This window comes from Limnohabitans sp. Rim8, from assembly GCF_945901735.1.
GTDB lineage: Bacteria > Pseudomonadota > Gammaproteobacteria > Burkholderiales > Burkholderiaceae_C > Limnohabitans_A.
On the sequence record NZ_CAMDLM010000029.1, the window covers coordinates 39,982 to 51,223 of the forward strand.

At 61.3% G+C, this 11,242-nt stretch carries 7 protein-coding genes; 1 reads left to right on the plus strand and 6 read right to left on the minus strand.

Going from position 1 to position 11,242, the window contains the following annotated elements; genetic code table 11:
• Positions 1-327 precede the first annotated feature (327 nt).
• A complete protein-coding gene (locus Q0O99_RS13780; protein ID WP_293752506.1) occupies positions 328-2,322 on the plus strand; it encodes a U32 family peptidase in 1,995 nt (664 codons plus the stop codon).
• A gap of 7 nt (positions 2,323-2,329) precedes the next feature.
• On the opposite strand, the gene Q0O99_RS13785 is transcribed toward Q0O99_RS13780, so the two are convergent.
• From Q0O99_RS13785 to purL, 6 genes are all read right to left on the minus strand, one after another.
• On the minus strand, positions 2,330-3,286 hold the full coding sequence (locus Q0O99_RS13785; RefSeq protein WP_293752508.1) for a DUF808 domain-containing protein: 957 nt from the start codon (positions 3,284-3,286) through the stop codon (positions 2,330-2,332).
• 32 nt (positions 3,287-3,318) lie between these two features.
• A complete protein-coding gene (locus Q0O99_RS13790; protein ID WP_293752510.1) occupies positions 3,319-3,816 on the minus strand; it encodes a PIN domain-containing protein in 498 nt (165 codons plus the stop codon).
• Complete coding sequence (locus Q0O99_RS13795) at positions 3,813-4,067, minus strand: CopG family transcriptional regulator (RefSeq protein WP_293752512.1); 255 nt, start codon at positions 4,065-4,067, stop codon at positions 3,813-3,815. The genes Q0O99_RS13790 and Q0O99_RS13795 overlap by 4 nt, the downstream gene beginning before the upstream one ends.
• A 62-nt stretch (positions 4,068-4,129) precedes the next feature.
• On the minus strand, positions 4,130-4,528 hold the full coding sequence (locus tag Q0O99_RS13800; protein WP_293752514.1) for a cystatin domain-containing protein: 399 nt from the start codon (positions 4,526-4,528) through the stop codon (positions 4,130-4,132).
• A 15-nt stretch (positions 4,529-4,543) separates the two neighbouring features.
• Positions 4,544-7,942: a DEAD/DEAH box helicase gene (locus Q0O99_RS13805; protein ID WP_293752516.1), complete on the minus strand. Its 3,399-nt coding sequence runs from the start codon at positions 7,940-7,942 to the stop codon at positions 4,544-4,546.
• A 12-nt stretch (positions 7,943-7,954) separates the two neighbouring features.
• A partial coding sequence (gene purL / locus Q0O99_RS13810) for a phosphoribosylformylglycinamidine synthase (RefSeq protein WP_293752518.1) occupies positions 7,955-11,242 on the minus strand: 3,288 nt, incomplete at its 5' end.

An 11,242-nucleotide genomic window follows, 5' to 3' on the forward strand; every position in this document is an offset into this window, starting at 1 on the left:
ACCTACGAAAAACGGCATGCCCCCGCATTGGCGCGACGCACCCCGTAGGTCGGGCCTTTACGGTCCGACAGCCATCCCTTCGCGAAGCGACATTTTCAAAAGGCGGTGGCGCACCGAAGATGTCGGACCTGAAGGCACCGACCTACGAAAAACGGCATGCCCCCGCATTGGCGCGACACGCCCCGTAGTTCGGGCCTTTACGGTCCGACAGTCATCCCTTCGCGAAGCGACATTTTCAAACAGCGGTGGTGAACAACGTCGGACCATAATGCACCGGCCTACGAAAAACGACATCCCCCGGCGAGCAAGCTGGGATAATCCCGAGCCATGCAGCCTCACCACCTCGAACTCCTCGCCCCCGCCCGCACCTTTGACATTGGCATCGAAGCCATCAACCATGGGGCCGACGCGGTCTACATTGGCGGCCCTTCTTTTGGGGCGCGCTCCGCGGCCGACAACAGCCTTCAGGACATTGCCAAGCTGGTGCAATACGCCCACCGCTTTCACAGCCGCATCTTTGTCACGCTCAACACCATCTTGCGCGACGACGAATTGGAAGGCGCGCGCACACTGGCCTGGCAGCTCTACGACGCAGGCGTGGACGCGCTGATCATCCAGGACATGGGCTTGCTGGAGATCGACATGCCACCGATCCAACTGCATGCCAGCACCCAGACCGACATCCGCACGCCCGAAAAAGCCAAGTTTTTGCAAGACGCGGGGTTGAGCCAGATCGTGCTCGCCCGAGAGCTGACGCTGCCGCAGATCAGCGCCATCCGTGACGTGATCGACACCGAGCGGACGGTGATCGAATTCTTTGTGCACGGCGCTTTGTGCGTGGCCTACAGCGGCCAGTGTTTCATTAGTCATGCGCACACCGGGCGCAGTGCCAACAGGGGCGATTGCTCGCAAGCTTGCCGCCTGCCCTACGAGGTCAAAGACGCACAAGGCCGCATCGTGGCGCACGATAAACATGTGTTGAGCATGAAAGACAACAACCAAAGCGAAAACCTGCGCGATCTGGTGGATGCGGGCATCCGCAGCTTCAAAATCGAAGGTCGCTACAAGGACATGGCCTATGTGAAAAACATCACGGCCCATTACCGCAAGCTGTTTGACGAGGTGCTGAACGAGCGCCAAAACTCCTCAAATCCGCTGGCTGCCGCTTCGCATGGCCACACCACCTTCAGCTTTGAGCCCGATCCGAACCAGAACTTCAACCGCGAGTTCACCGACTATTTTGTGCAAGGCCGCAAGGATGACATTGGTGCTTTTGACACACCCAAAAACCCCGGCCAACCCATTGGCTGGGTGAGCAAGGTGACGGCTGAGCACGTCGAGATCACCACCGACGACCCGACGACCGAGCTGCACAATGGCGATGGCCTGTGCTACTACGACCTGCAAAAAGAATTGGTGGGCTTGCAGATCAACCGCGCCGAAGCACAAAAAGCCAAGGGTGTTTGGCGACTGTTTCCCAAAGACCCGATGGACGGTTTCAAAGACTTGCGCAAAGGCGTGCAAGTCAACCGCAACCGCGACATGAGCTGGGTGCGCACGCTGGACAAAAAATCCGCCGAGCGGCGCATGGGCGTTTGGATGCAATTGGTCGAAACCGAGAATGGCCAAGGTGAAGGTCTGCAACTGACCCTGACCGACGAAGCGGGCCACACCAGCATGGCGCAACTGGCCATCGCTTGGCAAGCCCCAAAAGAAGCCACCCAAGCCCAAGGCAAACTCAAAACCGCTTTAGGCAAACTGGGCGACACCCTATTCGAGCCGCTGGATGTGCAAGTGGCCCTGCCCCGCCCTTGGTTTGTGCCGCCCTCACAGCTCAACGCCCTGCGCCGTGACGCCGTGCATGCGCTTGAAGCCGCACGCGCCCAAGGCCTGCACCGACTGCCTCGTGCGGTGCCGGTGGAGCCGCCTGTCGCTTACCCCGAAGACACGCTGAGCTACCTGGCCAATGTGTTCAACCAAAAAGCCCGCGACTTTTACGCCAAGCATGGCGTGAAGGTGATCGATGCCGCCTACGAAGCGCAAGAAGAGTTGGGCGAAGTCAGCTTGATGATCACCAAGCACTGCGTGCGCTTTAGCCTGAGTCTGTGCCCGAAACAAGCCAAAGGTGTGACCGGCGTGCAAGGCACGGTGAAGGCCGAGCCCATGCAGCTGATCAATGGCAAAGAAAAGCTCACCCTGCGCTTTGACTGCAAACCCTGCGAAATGCATGTGGTGGGCAAGATCAAAAAATCGGTTTTGAACGCCGTGCCCGAAAGCCCGCTGCAGTTTTACAAATCACGGCCCGTGGTGGGTTTGCACTGAACAAGCTTCAGCGGCGCATTTTGCGCACCCACTGCAGCACCCCTACCAACACCGCCCCCGCGAACAAGCCCGCCAAGCCGCCAGCCAGGTTGCTGACCAGCGCACCGCCAAAAGCCAAGCCCTCGGCCCAGTGTTCCACCGCATGCCCCAGCGCAGGCACGCCGTGCAACAAGATGCCACCCCCCACCAAAAACATGGCGGCTGTGCCCAGCACCGACAGGGCTTTCATGAGCCAGGGTGCAAACACCAAGAGGCCCCGGCCCACGGCCTGTGCGGCGGCGTTGCTTTTTTGGGTCAGGTAAAGCCCTGCGTCGTCCAGCTTGACGATGCCGGCCACCAAGCCATACACCCCCACGGTCATGACCAACGAAATGCCCACCAGTACCGCGACTTGCTGCGCAAAGCTGGCCGCAGCCACAGTGCCCAGGGTGATGACGATGATTTCGGCCGACAAAATGAAGTCGGTGCGCACCGCGCCTTTGATTTTGTCTTTCTCAAAAGCCACCAGATCGACCTCGGGATTGGCTACGGCCTGCAACCGTTCGGCATGGTCAGCTTCAGTGGCTTCGCGGCTATGCAACCAGACGTGCAGCAGTTTTTCGGCCCCTTCAAAGCACAAAAACAAACCACCCAGCATGAGCAAGGGCGTGATCAACCACGGGGCGATGGCGCTGATGGCCAAAGCGGTGGGCACCAAGATGGCTTTGTTCAGAAGCGAGCCTTTGGCCACGGCCCAGACCACCGGCAGTTCGCGGTTGGCTTTGACGCCTGAGACCTGCTGGGCGTTCAGGGCCAGGTCGTCGCCCAGCACCCCGGCGGTTTTTTTGGCGGCCATTTGTGTCATGGCCGCCGCATCGTCAGCCGCTGCGGCGCTTTGGCGGGCAGCCACTTTGGTCATGGTGGCCACATCGTCAAGCAAGGTGGCGATGTCGTCGATCAGGGTCAGCAAACTGGAGGCGGCCATTGGGTGTCTTTTTAAGGGTTTTCAAAAGCGCGTCAGCGCAAGAGGTTTTGCAGGGCTTGGCCCTTGCCGTCACGGTAGACATCAAAGTCTCGGTCTATCGACACCACGTGGCGAATGCCCAGGCGTTCGGCGGCTTCGGCCACCGAGGCGTCGGCCAAGTCCAGCGGCAAGTCGGCAAAGCGCTGGCAGATGGCCAGCACGCTGGTCAGGCTCCAGTCGGCCGGCGCATCAAGTTGCACCGCGCCGCGCTGCACCCATTGCAAAAAGTCCAGCGCCGCCCCGTTGTGGATGCGCCGTGCCAGTAAGGCACACACCTCGGTCAAAACAGGCCAGGTGCTGTGCAAGCGCACTTGCGGGTGGGCCTGCAACCAGGCCACGGTGGGCGCGTGCCATTTGTCGCTGCGGTTGAACAAGGCCAACAAGGGGCCGCTGTCAATGAGGGCGTCTTGCACAGGCAGCTGATGCCAAAACGGGGCATGCGGTTCTTGCGCGGTCAAAGCCTCCGGGGGGGTGGCCAGTTGGGCGCTCATGTCCGTCGCCCCTGTTTGTCCTCCCAAACGTCAAGCAACTGGCTTTTGCGGTTTTGGGCCAGATCCATCGGGCCACTGAATCGCCCAAAAACGCCCTCGCCCAATGCAAATGCCGAGGCGGTAACCGCAGGCTGGGCAAGGTAGGCGGTCAGGGCGTCGCGCATGACTTCGCTGATGCTGCGGCCTTCTTGGGCGCAGCGCTGGCGCAAGGATTTTTCAAGAGGGTCTGGTAACTTGACGGTGGTGGTCATGGCGGCATCTCCGAGTAATAAAATTATTATTACCGATCCAGGCGCTCACGTAAAGCGCTGCATCAGTCCAACCAATTCCACGAGTCAAGGCTATACGCACCATCGGGTTGCCGCCACACCTTGGCCTTGACTTGACGAGGTGTGCCATCCATTGTCACTTGGAGATGCAGTTCAAAGTTGAGACCTGCCACCACTTGCTGGCGCGCTTGCTTCACGTCTTTGTAAAGTACCCTCGCCTTGTTTTGAACCGCGAAAGTTTGCACCGCAAAGCGGGCCGCTTCTTGCACAGTGGCGTCGAAGGGGTCGGTGGGCGACCATCCGCCCGGCACAGGGTAAGTCGCTGAAGGCGCAATGGAGGACGAAGCGCCCGGATGTGCCGACATTGGCACGACGGCGGGTACATCAGGCTTGCAAGCGATCAACAGCCCCAGCATGAGAACAGACAGGGATTTTGGCCGCATGTCCAAGCCCCCTGTTCAGCCCAGCGGCTTGAAGAGTTCGTTTAAGTCCGACTCGCCAAACAGCGGTTCTTTGCGCTGCACCGCCCCCGAATACATGTCTTGCGCCAGTTGGGCTTTGCGCTCTTGAAGGGCCAACATGCGTTCCTCAATGGTGCCTTGGGCCACCAGTTTGAGCACCCACACGCTTTGGGTTTGGCCAATGCGGTGGGCCCGGTCGGTGGCTTGGTTTTCGACAGCGGGGTTCCACCACGGGTCGTAGTGGATCACGGTATCGGCTTGCGGCAGGTTCAACCCCACGCCGCCCGCTTTCAGGCTGATGAGAAACAGCGGCACCTCGCCGCTGGTGAACCGGTCAATGATCGTGTCGCGGTTTTTGCTTTGGCCTGTGAGCTTGACCCAGGGGATGCCCAAGCGCAGCAGCTCTTGCTCGATCAGGCTGAGCATTTGGGTGAACTGCGAGAACAGCAAAATTTTGCGGCCCTCGGCCACCATCTCGGGCAGCATGTCGAGCAACTGCTCGAGTTTGGCCGATTGCTGCACTTGGCTGGCCGCGCCCAATTTGAGCAAGCGCGGGTCGCAACAGACTTGGCGCAGCTTGAGCAGCGCATCCAGAATGGTGATTTGCGATTTGGCCAAACCTTGCGCATTCAAGGCGTCACGAACGGTTTTTTCCATGCCCAAACGGATGGTTTCGTACAGATCGGCTTGCTTGCCTTGCAGGGGCACCGGCATGAGGGTTTCGATCTTCGGTGGCAACTCGCTGGCCACCACATCCTTGGTGCGTCGGAGCATGAAGGGCGTGATGCGCTTGCGCAATTGGTCCATTTTCTCGCTGTTGCCCTGGCGCTCAATGGGGTTGCGAAACAGCACACCAAAACGCTTTTGGCTGCCCAGAAAACCGGGCATCAAAAAGTGGAACAGGCTCCACAGCTCACCCAAGTGGTTCTCCATGGGCGTGCCCGACAAACACAGGCGGTGACGGGCCGGGATGTCGCCCACCGTTTGCGCCGCATGGGTGTTGGCGTTCTTGATGTTTTGCGCTTCATCGAGCACCAGCAAATGCCAGTCGGTGGCCAGCCACAGCTCGCGGTCACGGTGCAGCAAAGAGTACGGCGTGAGCACGATGTCAAAACCACTGAGGTCTTGCGCGGCCCCATGCCGCAGCAGACCATGGTGAATGTGGGTGCGCAGACTGGGACAAAAGCGGGCCGCTTCGCGTTGCCAATTGCCCAGCAAGCTCACCGGGGCCACGATCAGGGCCGGATGCGTCAGGCGACCAGCCTCTTTTTCGGTCAGGATGTGCGCCAGGGTCTGCAGAGTTTTGCCCAAGCCCATGTCGTCGGCCAGGATGCCGGCCAGTTGGTGCTGCCGCAAAAACTGCAACCAGTTCAGGCCCTGATGTTGGTAAGGCCGCAAGGTTGCTTGCAAACTGGTGGGCACGCTCACCTCGGGCAAGCTTTCAAGGCCACGCATTTGCTGCAACAAATTCATCAGGCTTTGGGCACCCGCCCAGGCCACACCCTGGCCCAAGGAGGCGGCGGTGCGCAAGGCTTCCAGGCGTGACAAGCGCAGCCCATCTCCGCTCCAATCGCGTCCGCGCTCGGAGACCAACTCCATCAGGGTGTTCAGCCAAGGTTCGATCTTGGCGGTGGGCAACTTCACAAAGCCCTGGCCTTGCAGCTCGGGCAGGTACAAAAACGGCGGCAAAGTGGCGCTCTCTCCCTCGGCGTTGCGCACGCTGATGCGGGCCAAAGCCGTCAAAATGGTGGGCACCCAAGGCAAGATGTTGACACGCTGGCCATCGATGTCCATGCCCAGCGACAAATCAAACCAGGGGGAAGTTTCGGGCGTTTCGGCGTTGCCCGACAGGTCGATGTGCACATCGTCGGCCTCGCGCAGCCAAGTGACCTCGCCTGATACAAACCGCACGTCCAGGCCCGCTTGGCGCAGGGGCGCGAAGTCTGTTTCCAGCCATTCCAACCACTGCTGAGATCTGCTGGGAGGCAAGCCCAGCATGTTCCCTTCGAAAGCGACCATGCCCAAGGCCTCCAAGGCGGTCCAGGCTTTGAGTTCGCCAGGCAAGTCGCGCACCAGCATGCGCGCTTGCGTGCCATGACCGAGCAGGACGCGTTGGGCGGTCCCCGTCCAAAAGCCGCTGTGACCGGCGTAATCAAAGGTCAACTCGGCCATGAACAGGCCGTGTGTGTCACGCTCACGGGGATGGACCGGTGCGATGTCGAGCACGGCACGGGCTGGGACATCCCGGATTTCGGGCGTTTGCGCGATCACGGGCGGCAGGGGCACGGGCCCCAAACGCGCCATCAACTGGTTCTGGAACTTGAACACCACGCTTTCAGGCAGCACGGGCGCATTGGACATCACCTGCAGCTCGTTGGCGCTCAGGCCTTGTGTATTCAGGGGGCCGCAGTGGCCTTGCAGCGTGTCCATGTAAAAAGGCGGCTCGTTCAGGCCATAGAACACACCCGCACGCTGGGGTTGCATGCTCAGCTTCCAGCCGCCGGGCAAATTGTCTTGCGCAGGCACTTCCTGCCAAGCGCCGACCAAAGCTTCGGCAGCGTCGCTCCACTGCAGGCTGACCGCCGCCTCGGCAGACATCAGGCGGCCGGTCTGGCTGCACAGCTTGAGCAGCAGTTGCCCGGGCATGCCGTGCAGTTTGACCTCTCCCTGAAACCCATAAGAGCTGAAACTGCTGGCCGCCGGACAGGCTTTCATCAGGTCAAAAATATCCCGGTCCAGCGGGCTGCTGCTGACCCAGATCGGGTCATGCGGCGAGGGTTCGTTGCTGACTTTCTTGGGTTTGGCCCACTCGCCATTGCGCTTTTGTGCGGCCCGCTTGACGCTCAGGTGGAACAAGGGCTTGTGCCCCAAATAGGCCACCGACAACAGGTAGAGAAACTGGTCCTGACTGGCCCCGGGCAAGCTGTAAGCGGCCGGACCGTTGGCGTTTTCTAGCCGGGTCAGCCATTCGCGGGCCTGGTATTCGGCATGGCTCAGAGCCCGCTCTTTTTCCATCTGGTTGCGGCGCACCTGCACCTCGGGCGAAGGCCCGTCGCTGCCCCATTCGTCGAGCAAAGCCAGGCCTTGCATGGACGCCAAAATGCCCAAGGCCGCGCCGTGTTTGCAATAACGCCCGACCGGGCAGGTGCAGCCGCTGCGCCATTCACTCAGGTTGCCGCCTGGGCTGACGCGCAGCTCGGCGTTCACGGTGTAGGGACGCGCCTCGCTGCCTTCCACCTGGCCTTGCAAACGCCAGCCTTCGCCGTCGGGCGTGAGCTGCGAAGAAATCACCTTGTTTTGCAGGTACAGCGTGGTGCCACGCGACCAAGCACCCTGGTCAAAGTAAAAGGCCAGTTGAGAAGGGGGGAACCACTGCCGTGGCGTGTCGGACTTCATGCGTTCACGGACTTAGCCCACCCACTTGCGGGCGTTTTGCCACACGCGCAGCCAAGGGCTGGTGGCGGCGATATCGCCGCTCGTCCAGCTCATCTGCACGTTGCGAAACACCCGTTCGGGGTGCGGCATCATGGCCGTAAAACGTCCATCGGCAGTGGTCACGGCCGTGAGGCCGCCCGCGCTGCCATTGGGGTTGAACGGGTACTGCTCAGTCGCTTGGCCATGGTTGTCCACAAACCGCATCGCGCCAATGGCCTGCGCTGGATTGCCCCGGTGCTTGAAGTTGGCAAAGCCTTCACCGTGCGCCACGGCAATCGGCAAGCGGCTGCCCCCCATGCCTTGCAAAAACAGGCTGGGCGATTCCAGCACCTCGACCATCGACAGACGCGCTTCAAAGCGCTCGCTCTGGTTGGTCGTGAAGCGCGGCCAGTCTTGCGCGCCGGGGATGATGTCGGCGAGTTCCGCAAACATCTGGCAGCCGTTGCACACGCCCAGACCGAAGGTCTCGGTGCGGCCAAAGAAGCCTTTGAACTGCTCGGACAGTTGCGGGTTGAAGGTGATGCTGCGCGCCCAGCCGATGCCTGCGCCCAAGGTGTCGCCGTAGCTGAAACCACCACAAGCCACCAGGCCCTGAAAGTCGGCCAAGTGGGCACGGCCAGACTGCAAATCGGTCATGTGCACGTCGTGCGACTCGAAGCCCGCTTTGTGGAAGGCGTAGGCCATTTCCACATGGGAGTTGACGCCCTGCTCGCGCAGGATGGCCACTTTGGGGCGCGACAAATTCAAGAATGGCGCGACCACGCTCTCTGCCGGATTGATGGCCGGGTCAAAGCTCAGCGCCACGTGCATGCCGGGGTCGCTGGCCAGACCTGCGGCGGCGTGTTCGGCATCGGCACAAGCCGGGTTGTCGCGCTGCTGGCAAATCTTCCAGCTCACGCTGTCCCAGACCTGGTGCAGGTCTGGGAGCTTGGCGACAAACACCTCTTTGGTGTCGCGCCAGATGCTGAGTTCGCCTACGCCTTTTTGGATGGTGGAGTTCGATGGACGGGTCTTGCCAATCACATGCGTGTGCTTGGACAAGCCGTGTTCGCGCAGGGTTTGCAGCACCGCATTGCGCTCTGCCGTGCGCACCTGCAGCACCACGCCCAACTCTTCGCTGAACAGGGCTTTGAGCGTAAGTTCTTCGCGGCGGGCGCTAACCTGCCCTGCCCAATTCTTGGCGTCGCCGTGGTCAGCGCGGCTGTCGGTGATGCCGTCGCCCTCCGTCACCAGCATGTCCACATTGAGGGCCACACCCACATGGCCCGCAAAAGCCATCTCGGCCACAGCAGCCAACAGGCCGCCGTCGCTGCGGTCGTGGTAGGCCAGAATTTGGCCCTTGGCGCGCAAGGCGTTCACGGCATGGACCAGGCTGACCAAAGATTGCGGGTCTTCGAGGTCAGGCACCTGGTCGCCAAACTGTCCCAACACCTGACCCAGCACACTGCCGCCCATGCGGTTGCGGCCTTGGCCCAGGTCGATCAGCAACAAGCTGGTGTCGCCCTCTAGCGCATCGAGCTGCGGAGTCAGCGTGCCACGGACATCGGGCAAGCTGGCAAAGGCGGTGATGATCAGGCTCACGGGCGAGGTGACCTTGTGTGTCTGACCGTTGTCGGTCCACTGCGTACGCATCGACAAACTGTCTTTGCCCACGGGGATCGAGATGTCAAGCGCTGGGCACAACTCCATGCCCACGGCCTTGACGGTTTCGTACAGCGCGGCGTCTTCGCCCGGCTCGCCGCAAGCGGCCATCCAGTTGGCCGACAGCTTGACTCGGGGCAGCTCAATCGGCGCGGCCAGCAAATTGGTGATGGCCTCCGCCACGGCCATGCGGCCAGAGGCAGCGGCGTTGAGCGAGGCCAACGGCGTGCGCTCGCCCATGCTCATGGCTTCACCGGCAAAGCCTGCGTAGTCGGCCAGGGTCACGGCCACATCGGCCACGGGCACTTGCCAGGGGCCAACCATCTGGTCGCGGTGCGTCAGGCCCCCCACGGCCCGGTCACCAATGGTGATCAAAAAACGCTTGGAAGCCACGGTGGGGTGGCTCAGCACGTCGATCACGGCCTTTTGCAAGGACACGCCAGTCAAGTCCATGGCGGGCGACTGGCGCGCCACGGTCTTCACATCGCGGTGCATCTTGGGTGGCTTGCCCAGCAGCACGTCCATGGGCATGTCGACGGGTGATTCTTGGCCTTTGTCTTCCAGCACCAGTTGGCGCTCGTCGGTCGCCACACCGATCACGGCAAACGGGCAGCGCTCGCGTTCGCAAAAGGCTTTGAACTGCGCCAAGGACTCGGGCGCGATGGCCATCACGTAGCGTTCTTGGCTTTCGTTGGACCAAATTTCTTTGGGCGACAAGCCAGATTCTTCAAGCTGCACGGCGCGCAAATCGAAACGTGCGCCACGGCCCGCGTCGTGGGTCAATTCAGGAAAGGCGTTGGACAAACCGCCTGCACCCACGTCGTGGATGGCCAAAATTGGATTGTGGGCCCCTTGCGCCCAGCAGTGGTTGATGACCTCTTGCGCACGGCGCTCGATCTCGGGGTTGCCGCGCTGCACCGAATCAAAATCCAGTTCGGCCGCGTTGGTGCCGGTGGCCATGGAACTGGCCGCACTGCCGCCCATGCCAATGCGCATACCGGGGCCTCCCAGTTGGATCAGCAAGCTGCCCGCCGGGAATTCGATCTTTTGGGTTTGCTCGGCGTCGATCTGACCCAGACCGCCCGCGATCATGATGGGCTTGTGGTAACCACGCACCACGCCGTCCACCGTTTGTTCGTATTCACGAAAGTAGCCCAACAAATTGGGGCGACCAAACTCGTTGTTGAACGCCGCGCCACCCAGCGGTCCTTCGGTCATGATCTGCAGCGGGCTGGCGATGTGCTCGGGCTTGCCACCCGCTTGGTCGGACATACCCCCCCAAAGTTTGGACACGGTGAAACCGCTCAAACCCGCCTTGGGCTTGGAGCCGCGACCGGTCGCGCCTTCGTCACGGATCTCGCCGCCTGCGCCCGTGGATGCGCCAGGGAACGGCGAAATCGCGGTCGGGTGGTTGTGGGTTTCCACCTTCATCAGCACATGGTGCAGGGCTTGTTCTGATTGGTAAGCCGCACCCTGCTCACCGGTTCTAGCCACAAAGCGCTCAATGTTGTGGCCTTCCATCACCGAGGCGTTGTCTGAATAGGCCACCACCGTGTGCTGAGGGCTTTGCTGGTGCGTGTGGCGGATCATGCCGAACAGGCTCTTGGGCTGGGCCACGCC

Excerpts from the sequence above, each read along its gene's own strand:
- Q0O99_RS13780 (WP_293752506.1), top strand. The coding sequence starts at position 328 with ATGCAGCCTCACCACCTCGAACTCCTCGCCCCCGCCCGCACCTTTGAC.
- Q0O99_RS13785 (WP_293752508.1), bottom strand. The coding sequence starts at position 3,286 with ATGGCCGCCTCCAGTTTGCTGACCCTGATCGACGACATCGCCACCTTG.
- Q0O99_RS13790 (WP_293752510.1), bottom strand. The coding sequence starts at position 3,816 with ATGAGCGCCCAACTGGCCACCCCCCCGGAGGCTTTGACCGCGCAAGAA.
- Q0O99_RS13795 (WP_293752512.1), bottom strand. The coding sequence starts at position 4,067 with ATGACCACCACCGTCAAGTTACCAGACCCTCTTGAAAAATCCTTGCGC.
- Q0O99_RS13800 (WP_293752514.1), bottom strand. The coding sequence starts at position 4,528 with ATGCGGCCAAAATCCCTGTCTGTTCTCATGCTGGGGCTGTTGATCGCT.
- Q0O99_RS13805 (WP_293752516.1), bottom strand. The coding sequence starts at position 7,942 with ATGAAGTCCGACACGCCACGGCAGTGGTTCCCCCCTTCTCAACTGGCC.